14 protein-coding genes are annotated in these 17,958 nt (G+C 67.0%); 4 read left to right on the top strand and 10 right to left on the bottom strand.

Annotated features, from left to right (window positions below):
• Window positions 1-23: 23 nt before the first annotated feature.
• The 3 genes from SROT_RS15075 to SROT_RS15065 all read right to left on the bottom strand — a co-directional run bounded on the left by SROT_RS15075 (window position 24) and on the right by SROT_RS15065 (window position 5,129).
• Window positions 24-3,053: a type I polyketide synthase gene (locus tag SROT_RS15075; RefSeq protein WP_013139884.1), complete on the bottom strand. Its 3,030-nt coding sequence runs from the start codon at window positions 3,051-3,053 to the stop codon at window positions 24-26.
• A gap of 6 nt (window positions 3,054-3,059) precedes the next feature.
• Window positions 3,060-3,311 (bottom strand): acyl carrier protein, encoded by a 252-nt coding sequence (locus SROT_RS15070; RefSeq protein ID WP_013139883.1) that lies wholly within the window; start codon window positions 3,309-3,311, stop codon window positions 3,060-3,062.
• A 90-nt stretch (window positions 3,312-3,401) separates the two neighbouring features.
• Window positions 3,402-5,129, bottom strand: a complete 1,728-nt coding sequence (locus tag SROT_RS15065) for a fatty acyl-AMP ligase (protein WP_041407413.1) — start codon at window positions 5,127-5,129, stop codon at window positions 3,402-3,404.
• Window positions 5,130-5,982: 853 nt separating this feature from the next.
• On the opposite strand from SROT_RS15065, the gene SROT_RS15060 reads away from it, so the two are divergent.
• A complete protein-coding gene (locus SROT_RS15060; RefSeq protein WP_013139880.1) occupies window positions 5,983-7,023 on the top strand; it encodes a hypothetical protein in 1,041 nt (346 codons plus the stop codon).
• Entirely contained in the window at window positions 7,020-8,411 is a 1,392-nt protein-coding gene (locus SROT_RS15055) for a purine-cytosine permease family protein (protein WP_013139879.1), read from the top strand. Before SROT_RS15060 ends, SROT_RS15055 begins: the two co-directional genes overlap by 4 nt.
• Window positions 8,412-8,736: 325 nt before the next feature.
• Here SROT_RS15055 and SROT_RS15050 read toward each other — a convergent pair whose 3' ends face one another.
• A complete protein-coding gene (locus SROT_RS15050) occupies window positions 8,737-9,675 on the bottom strand; it encodes an oxidoreductase (RefSeq protein WP_013139878.1) in 939 nt (312 codons plus the stop codon).
• A 178-nt stretch (window positions 9,676-9,853) separates the two neighbouring features.
• Here SROT_RS15050 and SROT_RS15045 point away from each other — a divergent pair, with 178 nt between their 5' ends.
• Window positions 9,854-10,468, top strand: coding sequence for a TetR/AcrR family transcriptional regulator (locus SROT_RS15045; protein WP_013139877.1), 615 nt, complete (start codon window positions 9,854-9,856; stop codon window positions 10,466-10,468).
• A 209-nt stretch (window positions 10,469-10,677) separates the two neighbouring features.
• Window positions 10,678-12,141 carry a stealth conserved region 3 domain-containing protein gene (locus SROT_RS15040; RefSeq protein WP_148223641.1) on the top strand — a complete coding sequence of 488 codons (1,464 nt, stop codon included), beginning with the start codon at window positions 10,678-10,680 and terminating at the stop codon, window positions 12,139-12,141.
• On the opposite strand, the gene SROT_RS15035 is transcribed toward SROT_RS15040, so the two are convergent.
• From SROT_RS15035 to SROT_RS17325, 6 genes are all read right to left on the bottom strand, one after another.
• Window positions 12,138-13,085, bottom strand: a complete 948-nt coding sequence (locus SROT_RS15035) for a phosphodiesterase (RefSeq protein WP_013139875.1) — start codon at window positions 13,083-13,085, stop codon at window positions 12,138-12,140. The genes SROT_RS15040 and SROT_RS15035 overlap by 4 nt on opposite strands.
• A 13-nt stretch (window positions 13,086-13,098) precedes the next feature.
• Entirely contained in the window at window positions 13,099-13,947 is an 849-nt protein-coding gene (locus SROT_RS15030; RefSeq protein WP_013139874.1) for a PASTA domain-containing protein, read from the bottom strand.
• Between the two features lie 149 nt (window positions 13,948-14,096).
• Window positions 14,097-15,752: an MFS transporter gene (locus tag SROT_RS15025; protein ID WP_041407412.1), complete on the bottom strand. Its 1,656-nt coding sequence runs from the start codon at window positions 15,750-15,752 to the stop codon at window positions 14,097-14,099.
• The gene (locus tag SROT_RS15020; RefSeq protein ID WP_013139872.1) at window positions 15,716-16,414 is read right to left on the bottom strand and encodes an LppX_LprAFG lipoprotein; all 699 of its coding nucleotides are present in this window, start codon (window positions 16,412-16,414) and stop codon (window positions 15,716-15,718) included. Before SROT_RS15020 ends, SROT_RS15025 begins: the two co-directional genes overlap by 37 nt.
• 55 nt (window positions 16,415-16,469) lie before the next feature.
• Window positions 16,470-17,804, bottom strand: coding sequence for a M18 family aminopeptidase (locus SROT_RS15015; RefSeq protein ID WP_013139871.1), 1,335 nt, complete (start codon window positions 17,802-17,804; stop codon window positions 16,470-16,472).
• 17 nt (window positions 17,805-17,821) lie between these two features.
• Window positions 17,822-17,950, bottom strand: a complete 129-nt coding sequence (locus SROT_RS17325) for a hypothetical protein (RefSeq protein WP_281042107.1) — start codon at window positions 17,948-17,950, stop codon at window positions 17,822-17,824.
• Window positions 17,951-17,958: the final 8 nt, after the last annotated feature.

Genomic DNA, 17,958 nt, shown 5'->3' with positions numbered 1-17,958 from the left:
TTCCTCTTTTCCAGCGTGGGGCGCTATCGTTGCGCGGCATTGTTCGACAGCCGGTCCAAACCCGCGCGGGCGACGACGAGCCGGGTCAGGTCGGCGACAGTGACCAGGTCCTCTCCGAACGCAGTCGGATCGAGCTGTTGCGGCATGTCCACTTCCGATGCGATCCGATCCGCGAACTGCATCGCTTGCACAGAGTCGAAGCCCAGGTCTTCGCGCAGGTCCGCTGTCGGGCGCAGCACCTCTTCCCGGTGTCCGCCGACTGTGGCCAGGACTCGGATCACGGCGCTGTGGACGGTGTCGGCGCTCATGCCCCGCGACCTGTCCGATGTGCCGCCGGGTTCGGGGGCGTCGGCGGCGAGGACCGCTTCGAGTTGGGCGTCGGCTTGCGAGAGGTCGGGGACGCTCTCCTTGTCGGACCGGGTCGCTGCGGCGGCCCGCGTCGGGCCCACGGTCGCCGCAGAAGCGAAGAACCGCTCTTCATCAGCGAAGACGTACGAGGGGAGCCTGGTGATGACGCGGTCGCGCTCCTGATACAGCGGCGACCATCGCACATCTGCCCCGGATTGCCACAGCTGCGCGAGAGCGTCGGCGAATTCGAGCCCACTCGCGCCGTCGCGCGGGATAGGAGCGGTCCGCACGCTGTCCGACAGCAGGCCGGAGGCGTGCAACAGTCCGAGCAGAACCGCTTGCGGCCCGATCTCGACCACATGCGTGGGCTTCGTTTCGGCGAGCGAGCGCAGCGCCGCGTCAAACTCCACCGTGGCGAGCAGCTGGTTCCGCCAGTACTCGCCGTCCACAGATCCGGGCTTCAGGGCCTCGCCGGTCACTGAGGAAATCATCGCCACGCCGTTCCCTTCCGTCGCTGGCGTGGGCGCGGCTGCTGCCAACGGGTCCGCCGCTGCGGTCATCGCGGGCGAGTGGAAGGCGTGGGAGACGCGCAGCGCTCGGGTGCGCGTGCCCCTTTCCGCCAGCTGTGCCGCTATTCGTCGGATTTGTTCGGCGGGACCGGAGAACACGACGCTGGTCGCTCCGTTCACAGCCGCCAAAGCCACCTCGCCGCTGATGATGTGGCGGGCGTCGTGCGCTGAAAGCCGAGCGGCTAACATCGCGCCGCCCGCAGGGAGCGCCCCCATCAACGCGCCCCGCTCGACGGCGAGAGCCCCCGCGTCGGCGGCGGTGAGCACACCCGCCGCCACACATCCCGCAATTTCGCCGACGCTGTGGCCGAGCACGACGTGAGGGCGGACCCCGTGTTCTGCGAGCGCTTGTGTCAGCGCGTATTGCACGGCGAACAGGGCGGGCTGGGCCACTGCCGTGTCGTCCAGGGGGCGCCCCCGATGGTCTTCGCCGCGCTCGATCGCCTGCATGACCGATCCCCCGAACGACGGGCGAACAAGAGCGTCGGCCGCTTCCAGGGCGGCCGCGAAGCCTGGATGGTCGTCACGCGCCGCCAGGGCCATAGACCGGTACTGCGCTCCCTGGCCGGTGTACAAGAACGCGATTCGCGGTCGTCTGCCCCGCGATGGCAATTCTGCCTGCTGGGTGAGCCTGTGCTCGGCCACCAGGGCTTCTTTCTCCAGGTCCGCGCCGTCGCGGGCGACAAGGGCGATTCGGCGCTGGCCGCCGGACTTCACCTGGTTCGTCGAATAGCAGTACCGTGCCCAGTGATCCGTCTCGCCGAACTTCTCCGTCACATCGCGCAGATTGCGCCGCAGCGCGGCGGTGTTGTTCGCAGAGACTGTGAGCACTCCCACGCCGCCTGGGCGGGTCGGACGGCGCCGCCGCGGCGTCGAGCCGATCACCACATGCGCGTTGGTGCCGCCCATGCCGAAACTGCTCACGCCTGCGAACACTTGCCCTTGGGGCAGTTTCTCGGCGGATTTGGCAAGTCGGATGCCCCGCTGTCCCAATGTGAGGGCTGGGTTCTCATCCTGGGCGAACAGGCTTGCCGGGACCGTTCGGTGATGCACGGACAAGCACGCTTTGATGAATCCGGCGATCCCCGCCGCGCCCTCCGCGTGGCCGATGTTCCCTTTGACCGAGCCCATCACCAGTGCCGGGCGGTGCGCGCGATCGCCGCACGTCGTGCCGAGCGCCTGTGCTTCGATCATGTCACCGAGGACAGTGCCCGTGCCGTGGGCCTCGACGAAGTCGATTTCAGAGCCGGAGCGCTGCGCGCTGCGCAGCGCGCAGCGGATCACTCGTTCTTGCCCGCGCCTGCTGGGCGCGGTGATGCCGTTGCTGCGTCCGTCCTGCCCGACGAAGCTGCCGTGGATCGCCGCGTACGGCGAGGGGGCGTTGTCCGGACGGTCCTCAGCGCGGCGCAGGACCACCGCCCCGACGCCTTCGCTGCGCCCGATGCCATTGGCGGATTGCGCGAAGGGCCTGCACCGCCCGTCCGGGGCGGAAAGGCCCGCTTGTGCGTAGAAGATCGACAACGAGGGGGTGAGCATCAGGTTCACTCCGGCCGCGATCGCGATGCCGCATTCGCCGCCTCGCAGGGCGTTGGCGGCCAGATGCACAGCAGTCAGCGACGACGAGCACGCGGTGTCCACCGACAGGCTCGGCCCGGCCAAGTCCAAAGAATAGGAAACACGGTTCGCGATCATGCTCAGCCCGTTGCCGACCCCGCGTTGGGGGGTCATGCCCGCGTAATCGGCCAGGTGCAGCGCGCCCCAGTCGCTCGCCATCACGCCGACGAACACCCCGGTGTCCGAACCGCGCAGTTCGCGTGGGTCGATCCCGGCGTCTTCCAGCGCGTGGTAGGCCGTTTGCAGAACGAGCCGTTGCTGGATGTCCGAAGCGGCCGCCTCATTGGGAGCAATGCCGAAGAAACCGAAGTCGAACTGTTCAGGGTCGTCGATGAACGACGCGTGCCTGGTGTTGGAGCGCCCTGGGCGCACGGGGCCTGGGGAGAAGTATTCGTCTGACCGCCAGCGGTTCTCCGGGATTTCGCGAGTCGAGTGCCGGGATTGGAGCAACAGATCCCAGAACCCGCCGAGGTCCGGCGCCCCAGGAAAGCGGCACGCCATGCCTGCGACATCTATTTCCATCTCCGATCACACCTCCGAGGCCGCAAGTGCGCCGAGATATTCCGACAGAGCGTTCACCGTCGGGTAGTCCCATGCCAGAGTGGACTCGACCTCGACGCCGAAGGCGTCTTCGATCTCGCCGCACAGGGTCATCGCGTGGACCGAGCCCAGGCCGTAGTCGGCCAGACTCCGGTCCCGGTCGACGTGATCGGGCGGCATCGACAAGTATCCGGCGATCTTCGTCGTGAGCCAGTCATCGATTGCCACAGGTGTTGCCATGTCTTCTTCCTCGTCGTTGGTGGGCCGGGTTCGGGAAGCTCGGTGCTTGCGCGGGGTTCGGGCTGATCTGGGGTCCGGACGGCGTTGTGCTCAGACGTGCTCGTTCGCCGCTTCGGCGAACGGTTGCAGTTGGCCGTTCTCATAGAGCTCGCGCATGTGGGAACGGCGGATCTTGCCGCTCGTGGTCCGCGACACCGAGCCTTTGGGAACGAGCAGGCAATCGCTCAATGGTGTCGCGAAGTCCGCAAAAATCGCGGTTCGCACCGAAGCGGCGACATCGTCGGGCGAACGGCTTTCGATGTCTTCCGGTCGGATTTCGTGGACCAGCACGAGTCTTTCCGGGCTGCCCACGGCGAACGCCGCGCCGACGCCGCGCGCCAGCTCGGGGGCCGCTGACCGCGCGGCGGCCTCGATGTCGTGGGCGTGGAGGTTGCGGCCGTTGACGATGATGACGTCTTTGACCCTGCCGGTGATGAACAATTCGCCGCCGAGCAGCGCGCCGAGGTCGCCTGTGCGCAACCAGCCTCCAGTTTCTCCCACCGGGCTGGCTCCGAACGTGTGCGCCGAGAGTTCGGGGCGGTTCCAGTAACCAGCGGCGACGCTTTCGCCGCGTATCCAGATCTCGCCGACGCGGCCGTCTCCCAGCCGCCAGCCGTCCGCGTCGACCACGATCACTTCGAGGCTCTGCGGGTGCCCGCTCGCGACGAGGACGCGGGCGTTGGGCTCGTCGGCGGGGACGAGGACCAGTCGGTTGTCGGCCAGCGCGTCGCGGTCCACGCTTGCGCGGACCGCGGCGGTCCCAGGCGATGTGGCAGTGACGAACAGGGTGGCTTCGGCGAGGCCGTAGACCGGCAGCACCGCGTTCGGCGCGAGCCCCTTGGGGGACAGCAGCTCGGTGAACCGCCGCATGGATTCGAGCTGCACGGGTTCGGAGCCGTTGAAGATGTAGCGGACGCTGGAGAGGTCGACGCCGTCGAAATCGTCGGCGTTGTAGCGGCGGGCGACTAAGTCGAAGGCGAAGTTCGGCACCATTGCGAAAGTCGCCGCGTGGTCCGACATCGCGCGGATCCATTGGATCGGCCGTTTGATGAACGTGACAGGGGAGAGGAAACGCGAGCTCCCGCCGATGAACAGGGGATGCAGGATCATGCCGATCAGGCCCATGTCGTGGAACTGGGGCAGCCAGCTGACCATCGAGGTGTCTTCGGAGGAATGGACGGATCTTTGGATCTCCCGCACATTGTGCGCCAGGTTCCCCCTGGTGACCATCACTCCCTTCGGGTCGCTCGTCGACCCGGAGGTGTACTGGAGGAACGCGATGTCGGACGGCTTCGCCGCAAGAGGCTCGAAGCTGCCGCCTCGGTCGGCTGGGATCGAATCAGTCGGGCGGACGCGCACCTTGCCGGGCAAGGTTGCAGCCCATCCGGCGAGGAGGGCGGCGGTCGTCGTGTCGGTGAGGATGGTCCGCGCCCCGGAATCGGCGACGATGCCCGCGAGGCGCTCTTTGGCTTTGTCCCTGCCGTCAGGGATGGGCGCCGGCACTGCGATGACGCCGGAAGCCAAGCAGCCGAAGAACGCTGCGACGAAGGAGAGGCCCGGCGGATACAGCAGGAGTGCTGTCTCGCCAGGCTGGTGTTCTTCGCGCAGCTGCGCGGCAACAGCGTCGCCGCGGGAGAGGAGCTCGCGGTACGACCATTCCTGCGCCTCGAGCCGCCCGCTTTTTTCTGTCAAAAATCCGACTGCCACATGCTCTGGCCGAGTGTCCGCCCATGCCCGCACGGTCGTGAGATAGTCGGTGAAACCGGTTGCGTTTTTCAATGCCGTTCCCCTTCTCGTGGTCGTCATTGCCTGTTTTTCTGGCGGAGGGCCCAATGTGTCGATGGCGGAGCTTTCGCGTCCCTCGTTTTCTGTTCAGAAGTTTTCTGTTCAGAATGCGTTTATATATGGCGCAATCCTTTTGCGGCCGTGTCGCCGGGCGCTCCTCGGCCTGCGTCGGATCGGTTGTTTTTGAAAAGCACAATCGGGTGAGCTCTTCGACGCTGCCGCAGGAATATGGAAAGCGCTCAAAAAATTCGTGCGACTGCATCTTTTGTGTGGGTCACGGCTGCCGAGTGCGCAAGAGAGAAGCGTTGGGTTCGTGCGCCCTTGCCGCCCCCCAAGCTCGTCTCCTGCCTGTCGGTCCGTTGTCCTCATCGTATGGAGCGGTCCTGGAACAGGCAATCGAGGATGATGGCGATGCAACGGCCTTGCGTGCGCGCAGGAGTCCTTGACCGTCAACGGCATTCGTGGTAAAGGCAGCGCGGAGGGCTCAGGGCCGCCCAGCGCGCGCAACGCGCGGCATAAAGAAAAATCTCCCGCAACACGGGCGTAACACGAACGCGAACACGACTGTTGCGCACTGTCCGAACGGGGCGCCGCCGACATCTTTCCGAAACACGCCCCTTGCTTATAACTCAGAACACAGCGCGACCGCCGAAAACTCTCTTGCGCCGCGATATGCGCCATGCTATTTTCGTTTGCACGAGGTTCTGTTCGAACCAGACTCATTGGTGAAAACGAAAACTCGGACCATCATCTTGATATCGCGGAGGCAATTCTTGTTATTCGAGCACTGCGCCTATTCGAGCACTGCGCGCTCGGGTTGGTGAACATCGGCTGAGAAGGGGAAGGCATGGCTGTGGCACTGGCGACGTTCGCCGAGCGTTCTGGCCTTTCCCTGTCCGATGTGGCGTTCCTGTCCGGCCTGGAGGAGAGCACCGTCAGCAGGCTCTGGAGGTCTGAGGACTGGTTGGAACGCGTCAAAGGCAAGACGCTCCAAGCGCTGATCGCAGTCCTTCCCGGCGTCGCGGAACATATGGTCTCGGACACGTTGCGGCAGCGGCGCAAGCAATTGCTGGAAGGATTGGGCGAGGTTGACCTGCATGTGGACCTGGACGCGTTCCGCCGCTTGGTCAGAGTCGAAAAGATGCCGGAACAGCTGCTCGCGAACGCGCTCGACGCGGCGCTGAGCGTCATGGGCGGCGACCCGCAAAAAGCAGCCGCGCACCTCGCTCGGTTCTGGGGCCGCCCGCAGGACAGGGCCTTGGGGCTACTGTGGCGCTCCGCGGCCGCCGGCGGCGTGTTCGTCGACCCGACGCCCTTGGTGCAAACAGCAGTCGAACTGGTTTCCCGGCTCGGTGAGAACACGCATTCGCACCACGCGATGCTCGGGCACGCGACGCTGTCGCACCATGTGGTGAAGTCCACCGGCATGCTGGTGTTCGAACCGGACGACAACGGGCTCAGCAGGCGCACGGTGATGTCCTACCGGAGCACGACCATCGGGCGGATCATCCAAAGCGGCGATTTCGACGAGGCGCAGCGCTATATCCATCTCGTTCGCAAAAGCCCCTTGCTCGGCATGGTGGAGCGTTGGTCGTTCCCCACGTACAACCGGGACGCGCCCGCGACCACGGACTTCTCCCTGCCCGGTTCGGTTCTTCTGCGCAACACGGCGTCAGAGCTCCTGGTGGACCTGCGCACGGAGAACGAGGCGTACTTCCTCTACCTGGTCGGCGCCGCAGTGCCGTCGATGCTGCGCAGCGATCCGACCCTGGGGCTGCAAGCAGGAGAAGTGCGTGACGCGGTGCGGGAGCGCTCCAGCGAGATCACCACCCTGGCGGCGAAGAGGTCCGCCATAGAATTGTTGCAGCACCTGCCGAAATCCGCATGACGCAGCTGCGGCCCTCGGTCGAACGCCAAGGAACCGCGCAGGTCCCTGCTTATGAACGATCGGGCACGCCGTTCTCCCACACCCGCGTGTGGGCGGCGGCGAGCCTGAACCCGTTCGTGGTGTCCTACGGCTTTTTCGTCATCGATTTCGGTCTGTCTTGGCCTTGGGCCGTGTGTGTCGTCCTCGTCGGCTGCGTCGCGGGGTACGTCCTCCTCGGCTTCGTCGCCGCGCTCGGGCCCGCAGCGGGACAGCCGACCATGGCGCTCAGCCGTCGTGTCTTCGGCACGGCGGGCAACGTCCTGCCCTGTTCGATCAGCTATGTGGCGCTTTTGGGGTGGGGCGCGGTGAACCTGGTGCTCGCGGTGCTCACGGCGGTCGCGTTCAACGACAGGTTCGTGCACGGGGCGGCCGGGCACGTCCGGCTCGTGTGCTTCGTGGTCCTCGCTTCGGCGGTCGTCACTGCGGCTGTCTGCGGGTATCGGCTCATCATGGCTCTGCAACCCTGGTTCGCTTGTGTCGCCGCGGCGGCGGTCGCAGGCTACGTTTTCCTCACGGGGAGCCTGGTCCAGTTGCCCGAGGGCATCCTTCGGCCGAGTTGCGCGCAGCTCGTGGGCGCAACGGTGTTCGTCATCGCCGCGGGCGGCCTCGCATGGGTCATGGCGGGGGCGGATTACAGCCGCTATCTGCCCGAGTCGTCGAAAGTTCGCTCCGTCCGGGTCTGGACGGCGATAGGCGGAGGGCTCCCTTCGGCCGCGTTGATGCTCTACGGGGTGCTGCTCTGCGCGTCCAGGCCGGATGTCGGCGAAGAGGTCAGACGAAATCCGGTCGGAGCCCTCGCGGATGTGGCTCCGGCTTGGTATGGCCCGGTTTTCCTCCTGGTCGCTATGGTCGGGTTCACGAGCAACGCGGCGGTGAATCTCTATTCTTCCGGGCTGAATCTGCTCGCGCTCGGCGCCCCGCTGCGCCAACCGGCCGCTATGGCCGCCAGCGGGGCATTGACCGTGGCGGCGGGCGGACATGTTGTCTTTGTGTCCCCGAAATTTTCGGCGACATTCGAGTCGGTCCTCGATCTTCTGGGGGTGCCGATCGCGGCGTGGTGCGCGGTCTTTCTCGTCGCGGCCGCTTCGACCGCGGATTGGTCCGCGCCGCCGGATCCGAGCCTCGCCTTCGGGCGTGTCGCGGCCGTGATCGGCGCGAGCTTCGCGGGCCTCGGTTGGATCGACCCCGCCGACCCGGCGTTCCGGTCGTTGGCCGGTTACTTGCTCACCGATCAGGCCAGGCAGCAGGGGTGGGGAGCGGCGAACACGGGTGTGCTGGCCGCGTTCGTCCTCGGGTTGGTGTTCGTCCGGGTGTTCGCGTTTCGCCCATCAGGAACACGCCGGGCCTGAAGCCCTCGAACGCCGAACGGCGCGGGTATGGCTCCGCGCCTCGCCACAGGCGGCCCCTTGGGGAAAACCCATGCGGGCGTGATGTGGTACGACTGGGACGGGGAGCGGCTTCGGTTCACGCGCACCACCAAACAGCAGAAATGGCGCAATGCGCGGGCCAACTCGAGCGCGTCGTTCGCGGTCTGCGATCCGCAGAACCCCAATCGCGCCCTGGAGCCGCGCGGTGTTGCGCTTGCGGCCGGAATCGGCGCACGTCCGCTCGGCCGCGTCCACGCAGCGCGGCCCTGCCCCGACCGACAGGTCGCGGACAGGCCCGAAAGCGCGGTCACAGCGAGTAGGCGACTCCGGTCAGCTCTTCGGAAAGGCCCCAGAGGCGGTCTTGCAGCGCGACGTCGCGGGATTTTTCCGACGAACGGGCCAGGACCGGGTGCCCCCGCCAGGCCAATCCCGCAGGTCCGGCGGGGCCGTAGTACTCCCCGCCCTTCGCCGAGGGGTCCACTGCGGCCCGTAGGGTCGCAAGCGCCCCCACCTGGGCCGTGTTGAGGAAGAGCGCAGAACCGCGTTCGTAGAGCATTTTGCCCAGGCCGCCGAATTGGCGGCCGAGGTCAGTCCCCGCGACACCAGGGTGCGACGCAGTGGAAAGAGTGCCTTTGCCTGCTGATGTGAGCCTGCGGTCGAGACCGCGGGCGAAGAGCAGGTTCGCGAGTTTGGACTGCCCGTAGGCGCCCTGGGGGGAGTAGGACCGCTCCCATTGGGGGTCCTCCCAGCGGATCCCGCTTTTGGGCGGGTTGTTGCTGTGCGCGATGCTCGACACGGTCACCACGCGCGAGCCTTCCGTCGCCACGATCTTGTCGAGCAAGAGCCCGGTGAGGGCGAAGTGGCCCAGGTGGTTCACGCCGAATTGCAGCTCGAAGCCCTCTCGGGTGCTCTTGCGTTTCGGCGGCATCATCACGCCCGCGTTGTTGATGAGGAGGTCGATTTTCTCCAGCGAGTTGCGCAGCTCCTCGGCGGCCTGGCGGATCGAATCCATGCTGGCGAGGTCGAGCGGTTGGACTGTGACCTCGGCCGCGGGCGCGAGCTGCTGGATCTTCGCCGCGGCGGACTCGCCTTTCGCGGTGTCGCGGACGGCGATCACGACTTTCGCGCCGCGTTGGGCGAGCGCCCGCGCGTTCTCGTAGCCCAGGCCGGTGTTGGCCCCGGTGATGACGGCGACCCGGCCGGTTTGGTCGGGGGCGTCTGCCTCGGTCCATCGTCCGCTGCTCATGGTTGTGGCTCCTCTCGGCAGTGGTTTCGCGGACCAGCCTACCTGTCGCCGCGCCCGGTTTGTGATGGGGCAAGCGGCGGCGCGTTCCCGCCGAATCCTTGATCGCGGTCTTCCCTTGGGATAAAATCGGAGCAGCAGTTCCGCTTGTTTGAGAGCAACACCACCGAGGCAGGCCCAGATGACACAACAAGCGGTCGAGGGGTCTTTGCCAGCGCGGCGCCCTTTGCGCGCCGACGCCGCGCAAAACCGGGCCCGGCTCCTCAGCGTCGCCTACGAGGCTTTCGCCGAGCTCGGGATAGGCGCACCGGTGGACGAGATCGCCCGGCGTGCCGGGGTCGGCGCAGGCACCGTTTATCGGCATTTTCCGACGAAAGAACAGCTTTTTCTCGCTGTCGTGATGGACCGGGTCGACCATATTCTCGCCCGCGCCGAAGAAGTGCTCCGCACCGAGCCTGCGGGCGAGGCGTTTTTCACGTTCTTCACCGAGGTGATCGACCAAGCGGCGGTGGACCACGGCCTTTCCGACGCCCTGGAGAGCTCAGGCGTCGAGCTTCCCGAGGTGGAGGACAGGTTCCGAGGGGTCAGCAAGGAACTGGTCGAGCGGGCGCAGCGGGCGGGCACGCTCCGCGCGGACCTCGTCCCCGACGATGTGAAGTTCCTCCTGAAGGCTTGTTTCGCCGCGCAACGCTACCTGGAGGACCAGTCACGGGCCGCGTTTCTGACCTCTGTGGTGCTGGACGGCATGAGGACCTGCGGGGCCGTCGGGCGCACAGGCCCGTCAGACGGTTTGTGAACTCCAGGTTTCACCACCACATGCGAGTTTTCCGCATGTGTGCGACAGTTTCTGTTCACGGAAAGTTCGCGTCCTCGCAGGGCGCGCTCAAGAGCAGAAAGCAGGTGGGAGCCATGGCCAACACGATCGACATCCGTTCTGTCGGGCACACGCAGCACAACGCCCCGCCCGCCGGGCCCCGGCCGGCCCGCCTGACGCCGCACCAGGCCATGGTGCAGGATCTTTTGTTCCTGCGCCGCGAGTTCGAGACGCACGACATCCCGTTCCTGCTCATCCGCAGCGCGGACGGCCGCCCGGCGCTCGTGGTCGACATCCGCCACCGCGCCCGCGTCGCCCATGCGCTCATGGCGGCCTGCCTGGACGCGCCGCTGCACGCGAAGATCCTCGATGGGAGCCACCGGCGTTCGATCTACCTCGGGGACGGCCTTTTGAGCGTCAGCGCCGACCCCCGGCTGCTGCGGATTTACCGCAAACGGGGCCAAGGCGGGCAGAAGGCCGCGAAGTCCGGTTTGCGCTACGGGGCTTCGGCCGGGGTCGAACTGCAATTCTGGGTGTTCGACGGCAGCCAGGCGATCTGCCCGGTGGAGAACTCGCTCACCCGCAAGGCGCTGGCGTTGCGCGAGATCGTCCGCGAGGACGTCGAGCTCCACGGCCGCGTGTGGCCCACGATCCAGGGCATGTTCGCCCCGCACGCCGCCGATGTGACCTTTGACATCGACATTGTTTTCTCCTGGGTGGACGGTTCCGACCCGGAGCTGCGCGCGCGCCGCGCCTCGTTCCTGGGCGGGTACGTGGCGGGCGAGGGCGACGCTGCCGAAGCGCGGATCCGGCAGATCGACGAGCTGCGGTACGCGCTGCGTTCGGTGTGGTCGTTCGCGCCGTGGATTCGCCGGATCTTCATCGCGACGGACTCCCGCACCCCGGCCTGGCTCGCCGAGCATCCGAAGGTCACGGTGGTCCGGGCCGAGGACCATTTCGCCGACCTGGGCGTTCTGCCGGTCTTCAACAGCCACGCGGTGGAAAGCCAGTTGCATCGCATCCCCGGCCTCGCGGAACATTTCCTGTACTCCAACGACGACATGTTCTTCGGCCGCCCGCTCGCTCCGTCGATGTTTTTCTCGCCGGGCGGGGTGAGCAAATTCATCGAGGCGGGCACGAGGATCGGGCTCGGCGGCAGCGATCCCGAGCGCAGCGGCTTCGAGAACGCGGCACGGATGAACCGCCAACTGCTTTTCGACCGGTTCGGCCAGGTCATCACCCGGCACTTGGAGCACACCGCGGCCCCGTTGCGCAGAAGTGTCCTTTTCGAGTTGGAACAAGAGTTCCCGCAGGACTTCGCGCGGACGATGGCGAGCCGGTTCCGCTCGGCGACGGACATCTCGGTGACCAACTCGCTGTACCACTACTACGCTTTGCTGACTGGGCGCGCGGTGCAGCAGGAGCGCGCGAAGGTGCGCTATGTCGACACGACCTCGCGGGAGGGCCTCGGGAAACTGCCGGGCTTGCTCAAAAAGCGCAACCGCGACTTCTTCTGCCTCAATGACAGCAGCTTCCCGGAGGTCGAGGCGGCGGAGCGGGCCGAAATCGTCGGAGACTTCCTGGAACGGTATTTCCCCCTGCCGGCGCCGTGGGAGAAAGAGCCGTGGGAGGAGTCCGGCGAGGAGGCCGCTTAAGCCGTGCGAGCGGGCGCGGGCGAGACGCGGTGCGGAATACGCGCGGCGGGCAGGATCGTGTGCCCTGCCTCTTCCAGGCGGCGTTGCGCGGTTTCGGGCGCGACGAACTCGCCGACCGTGCGGCCAGCGGCGAGCGGCACGACGCTGTGCACCACGGTCTCTTGGTAGCAGTGCACCAGGTTGAACGCTTGCGCCTCGTCGCGGCCTCGCGTTCCGCCAGCCTCCACAAGGAGGTCTTGGGTGTAACAGCTGGCTGAGGCCACGGACACCGGGATGCCGGCGAATGTCGCGCTCGTCGAGTAGTGCAGATGCCCCGCGAGGACGCAACGCACATCGGAGCCGCGGAGCACCTGGGCCAGCGGGGCTTGGTCGCGCAATTCCACTGACACCGCGAGGTCGAGGACGCTGGGGACGGGCGGATGGTGCATTGCGAGGATGGTCCCGAACGGCGCGGGCTCGGCGAGCTGCTCGTTCAGCCAATCGAGCTGTTCGGGGGTGATTTCCCCGTGGTGGCTGCCGGGCACAGAAGTGTCGAGCACGACAATCCGCAGACCTTCGACGTCGTGCGTGCGGTCGAGCGGGGCCAAGGAGGGGGCTTCCCGCAGCAAGTGCTCGCGCAGCGCTCCTCGGTCATCATGGTTGCCCATCACCCAGATCACCTGCGCGCCGAGACGGGCCGCGGCGGGCTCGACGACGTCCCGGAGTTTGCGGTACGCGTCGGGCTGGCCAGTGTCGGCGAGGTCGCCGGTGAAGACCAGCGCGTCCAGCGCGGGCTGGGAAGCTTCGATCCTGGAGAAGAGCTCCGCGAGTTTGGCGTCCGCGTCCACGTCGCCGTACAGCAGGCCGTCGCCCGCGATCAGGTGGGTGTCGCTGATATGCGCGATGACATGGTCGGGTCGGGGGTGCTCAGCGACTCGCGCAACGCGGGGACTGTGGCTTTCCACGATCCCATCATACCTAATTCAGCGGCACGCACCGCACAGTGACGGTGTCGGTCAGGTCCACGATCTCCCCAGGGCCGGGATCGACGGAGACTGCCTTCCAACCGGCTGCGAAGAGCACCATCCCGCTCGCGGGGTCGTCCGGCACGAGCTGGATGTTCGTGAAACCGAGCTCCTGCAGCTGCGATTGGACGTCTTCGGCGTTGCGGCCTCGGACTCTCGGGATTCTGCCTTCGCCGTCGTCGGGTTCGGGGGCGGCTGAGGTGGATTTTGGTTTGGCCGCCTTGCTGGAACTCGTGATTTCGGGCGTGATCTCGACAGTGCTCTCCTCGTCCGGGGCCGGGTCCTCGTCCTCTGACGGATCGTCGCCGTCCGGCTGTTCGGCCGTCGGCGGCGGAGTCGGGCTTGTGGACGCGTCGGCTGAGGGGAGCAGGGTCGCGCTGGGCTTGGTTTGGCCGGCTTTCGGCGCAGCCGGGGTCGGGTCGCTCAAATTCTTGAACATGACCGCGACCGCGATCGTGATGACGACGACGGAGACAGCGGCGGTGAGCATCCACGGCCAACGCCGCGGTTGCGGTGCGGACGGGATCTGAACACGTTGGCGAGGACGCAGATAGTCCGGCCGGCTCACCGGCTCCGCGTAGGGGGAAGCCTCGGGGTACGCGTAGGGGGGCTGGGCTGGCGCAGCGTAGGGCGAAGCCGCGGGATGCGCGTAGGGCGATTGGGCTGGCGCAGCGTAGGGCGAAGCCGCAGGGTACGCGTACGGTGACGGGGGTTGCCCGGATTGGGGCGGGCGAACCGGCTCAGCATACGGCGATCCTTGCGCCCCATGCTGGTGGTCCCACCCGTACGGCGGCCTCGTCATCTCCTGCCCTCGTTCTCTTGCGGCGCCCCGCGTCATGAGCCTGCCCCATGACTTTCACATGCATACTCGCACACCTGGTGGATTGACGCGAGTTATCGCTTCTGGCGCGATCGCGCAAAGGCCCTGTCGTATCGAGTATAACGGAACAGCTAAGAGCCGGAAATCGACAGCTCAGGCTTTTGTTTGCGAGCGGAGCCGATGAACGCGGCGCTGATCGCCCCGAACAAGCAAATGAGCGCCGTGATCTCGAAGATCTCCGTGTATTCGAGATGGTACGCCGTGATAAGGAAGCGGCCGGATTGCGCCACCCGCTCGGCGAAAGGCGCGTCCGGCGCGAGCGGCGGAGCCTCTTTGACCGCGACCGCGTACAGATCGTGCAGCCGGTACAAACCCCACGCGGTGAGCCCGGAAACGCCCATCAACATCCCGGTCATCCTGGCCACCACGACGCCCGACGAGGCCACACCGTGGCTCGAAACGGGCACCGCCCGCAATGCGGCCGCCGAAAGCGGCGCGATGACCAGGCCCAGGCCGAATCCGGCCACGACGAGGTCGGTGTGCAGCATCGGCACCGCGACGAAGCCCAGGTTGTGCTTCGCGCCGAGCACATCCAACGGCCAACGGGAGAAAAGCCAGTACCCGAACGCCGCGACGATCAGGCCGACGACCGCGACGACGCGTTCGCCGCCTTGCCCTTGGGAACGACGGTCCCAGAGGCTGGAAGCGAACCCGCCGATCACCGCGCCGACCGGCAGGGCGATGAGGAACCACGACAACAGGAAGGTCGCGTGCGCGTTGTCCAAACTCAGGACCGCCCGGCCGAACAACTCCACGTTGACCATGGTCACCATGAGCGCCGCGCCTGCGGCGAACGAAGCGAGCAGCGCCATGAGGAACGGGGTCCAACGCACCCCGGACCGTTCGATCAGCGTGGTGCGGGCGCGCGATTCCCACAACAAGAACACGGCGAGGACGACAGCCGCGCCGATCAAGACCGGCACGCCCCACGGCGAGAGCGCCTGCTGCGGCTGGTTGGAGTTCCCTTGGCTCGCCCCCAGGTCAGGGTTGTACAGCCCGACGACGACCAGCCCCAGGGCAATCGCGAGCAGCAGGCCCCCGACCACGTCGACCTTGGTCCGCGGCCCGCTGCGCTCGCCCTGCGGGGGGACCGAGACCTGCACCAGCGCCATCGCGAGCAGCGAGAGCGGCACGTTCACCCAGAAAATACTGCGCCACGAGTCCTCGCCCATCGACCCGAACAGCCACAGGCAAAGGATGCCGTACAGCGGTCCGAGCACGCTGCCGAGCTCCTGGGCGGCTCCCACCCAGCCGAGCACTTTCGCGCGGTTGCGCTGTTCCCACAGGTCGGCGGCCAGCGCCAAAGTGACGGGGAGCAGGGCGCCGCTCGCGACCCCCTGCAGCACGCGGCCGGTGAGGAGCACCAGGTATCCGCCGAACCAGTCGCTGAGCGGGTTCCACGCGCTGCCCGCGGTCGCGGTCAGGACGGAGCCCGCGATGAAGCCGAGCAGGCACAACTGCAGCACCAGGCGGCGGCCGAACCGGTCCGAAGCCTGGCCGATCAGGGGCATCGCCGCGATGTAGCCGAGCAAATAACCCGAGACGACCGGGGTCACCTTTTGGACCTGGTTCAACGGGACATGGACGCTGTTCATCAGGTCGGTGATGATGCTGACCACGACATAGGTGTCCAGCGCTCCGAGCAGGACGGCGAGACCGCCTGCGAGGATGGCGATATGTCTGTGCCGCATTAGACCGGCTTGGCCACCGTGACGGGCTCGCCCCATTTGCTGGGGTCGAGGACGATGGTGTTGCCGGGGGACACCTCCACGACGGTCCGCACCAGCTGGTGGTCCCCGTCCTCCTGCACCCAGGCGGTCACGTCGGCCTCCTGCTTGGCCCCGGGGTACAAGGGCTTGAGGACCTCAGGGCTGACTTTGCCCTTGATCTTGACCGTGTTCACCCCGCCCACCTGCTCACGCCCTTCGGCGGTCGGGTTCTGGATGCCCGCGACGAGGTTCCCGAGGCCTTTTTCCGGGCTCAGGATGTCCGAGATCTGGTAGCCGCCGAGCGCTTTGGCCGCTTCGCCGAAATCCTGCCAAGGGCCGAAAAGGTTGGCCCAAAGGTGCCCGTCGCCCAACACGCGGAAGTCGCCTTCCACCAGTTGCCCGCTCATCTTCGCCGAGATGTGGCCGGTCGCCACGGTCTGCGGCTTGTTCGCCAAATCGCCTTCGAGCTTTTGCAGCGGGAAGTCCGGCACCGTCCCGGTGGTGGTCACCACGACATGCACGCTGGTCTGCGCCTTCGTGTATGCCGCCGACTCGCTTTGCAACTGCCCGGCGGACGGCAGGGGGCCGGTCGGCGCGGGGGGTTTGTGGTCGTTGTTCGAGCATCCGGCGAGGAGGGCCGCGCCAGCGGCGAGGGCGAGAATCTTGCGACGAGCAATCATATGGAAACCCTAGCAAAGGAATCCCGCCAATGGTGGGACAAAAAGCAAGGGAAGCTCACGAGCTGGGGGAGAAGAACCTGCCCAGCGCCTTCGCGTACGGCACGACGTCCGCCGCCGCCATGAGTTCGCGCGCGGAGTGCATCGCCAACTGCGGAGCCCCGACGTCCACCGTGACGATCCCGGTCCGGGCGGACAGCACCGGGCCGACAGTGCTGCCGCACGGCAGGTCCGCTCGGTGCATGTACCGCTGCAACGGCACCCCCGCCTGTTGGCAGGCCAGGGCGAAAAGGGCCTCGCCCATACCGTCCGTGGCGTAGCGCACATTCTGGTTCACCTTCACAACAGGCCCTTGCCCCGCGAAGACCATGTGTGCGGGCTCGTGCCGCTCCGGGTAGTTCGGGTGTGTCGCGTGCGCCATGTCGGCGCTCGCGCACGCCGAGCCCGCGAACGCGCGCAGCAGCTCCGCGCGCCCCCCGCCGGAGGCCAGGACGATCCTTTCCAGGACGTTCGTCAAGAACTCGGACGCTGCCCCCCGCTCGGAGACGCTGCCGACCTCCTCATGGTCGAACAGGGCGAGCACGGGGACCGGGCTGTCCTCGGACACATCCCGCGCCGCGCGCAGCAGGGCTTGGACCCCGGCGTGGCAGCTGGCCTGGTTGTCGAGCCGGGGAGCGGAGACGAGGTCGCGCGCCGAACCGATCACCTGGGAGGGCGCGAGGTCGAAGACCATGAGGTCGAAACCCAGGATCGTGTCGGCCTTGACGTCGAGCCGTTCGGCGAGGAAACCTGCAAGATCGGGCTGGTTCTGGCCGACGCCCCACACCGCGTTCAGGTGCCGCTGCGGGTTCAGCCGCACCGCGTCGCGTTCCTCGGCCAAGTGGATCGCGAGCTGCGGCACGCGCAGCATTGGCTCGGCGACGGTGACGAGGCGCTCCACAAGGCTCGCGCCCTCACGGAAAACGACTCGCCCGGCGAGCCCGAGATCCCGGTCGAGCCAGGTGTGCGTCCACGCCCCGCCGTACGGTTCGAGCGCGACCGTGCGCCACCCGGCGACGGAACCGTCCGGATGCTGTTTCACCCGCAAGTTCGGGCTGTCCACATGGCCTGCGACGATGCGGAACGCGCTCGGCGGGGAGCTTTCGGGCGCAGCCCAGGCGATGATGCTCGCGCCTCGCACGACGTAGTGCCTTCCGGCGCTGCTCGGCCACGCGTCGGCGCCCTGAAGCTCGGCGAACCCGTTGTCGGCGAGGATCGCGGCGACCGTCTGCCGCGCGTGGAACGGGGTGGGCGAGGCGTCCACGAACGCGCACAGGCCCTCAGGGCCGGGGTCGGCGGGCGACGGCGCCTCCAGCGGACGGGCGGCACCCCCGGGGCTGGTCTCGTGCGTCATACGCTTGAGCCTAGCGGCTAAGACTGGCAGACATGGCGCATCCGATCGTGTTCGTCGATGACGACCTGGGTCTTCGGGAGCCGCGGGCATTGGTCGCCGAGCTGCTGGAGGACTCCTACCGGCAGAACGCCCCCCAAAAAGCTCATCGCCGAAT

The sequence above is a fragment of the Segniliparus rotundus DSM 44985 genome, assembly GCF_000092825.1.
Lineage (GTDB): Bacteria > Actinomycetota > Actinomycetes > Mycobacteriales > Mycobacteriaceae > Segniliparus > Segniliparus rotundus.
This window is presented reverse-complemented; position numbering and strand designations above follow the sequence as displayed.

Bases quoted from the DNA above. Each gene is read 5' to 3' on its own strand.
- SROT_RS15075 (WP_013139884.1), bottom strand. From the start codon at position 3,053: ATGGAAATAGATGTCGCAGGCATGGCGTGCCGCTTTCCTGGGGCGCCG.
- SROT_RS15070 (WP_013139883.1), bottom strand. From the start codon at position 3,311: ATGGCAACACCTGTGGCAATCGATGACTGGCTCACGACGAAGATCGCC.
- SROT_RS15060 (WP_013139880.1), top strand. From the start codon at position 5,983: ATGGCTGTGGCACTGGCGACGTTCGCCGAGCGTTCTGGCCTTTCCCTG.
- SROT_RS15055 (WP_013139879.1), top strand. From the start codon at position 7,020: ATGACGCAGCTGCGGCCCTCGGTCGAACGCCAAGGAACCGCGCAGGTC.
- SROT_RS15050 (WP_013139878.1), bottom strand. From the start codon at position 9,675: ATGAGCAGCGGACGATGGACCGAGGCAGACGCCCCCGACCAAACCGGC.
- SROT_RS15045 (WP_013139877.1), top strand. From the start codon at position 9,854: ATGACACAACAAGCGGTCGAGGGGTCTTTGCCAGCGCGGCGCCCTTTG.
- SROT_RS15040 (WP_148223641.1), top strand. From the start codon at position 10,678: ATGGTGCAGGATCTTTTGTTCCTGCGCCGCGAGTTCGAGACGCACGAC.
- SROT_RS15030 (WP_013139874.1), bottom strand. From the start codon at position 13,947: ATGACGAGGCCGCCGTACGGGTGGGACCACCAGCATGGGGCGCAAGGA.
- SROT_RS15025 (WP_041407412.1), bottom strand. From the start codon at position 15,752: ATGGGGCGAGCCCGTCACGGTGGCCAAGCCGGTCTAATGCGGCACAGA.
- SROT_RS15020 (WP_013139872.1), bottom strand. From the start codon at position 16,414: ATGATTGCTCGTCGCAAGATTCTCGCCCTCGCCGCTGGCGCGGCCCTC.
- SROT_RS15015 (WP_013139871.1), bottom strand. From the start codon at position 17,804: ATGACGCACGAGACCAGCCCCGGGGGTGCCGCCCGTCCGCTGGAGGCG.
- SROT_RS17325 (WP_281042107.1), bottom strand. From the start codon at position 17,950: ATGAGCTTTTTGGGGGGCGTTCTGCCGGTAGGAGTCCTCCAGCAGCTC.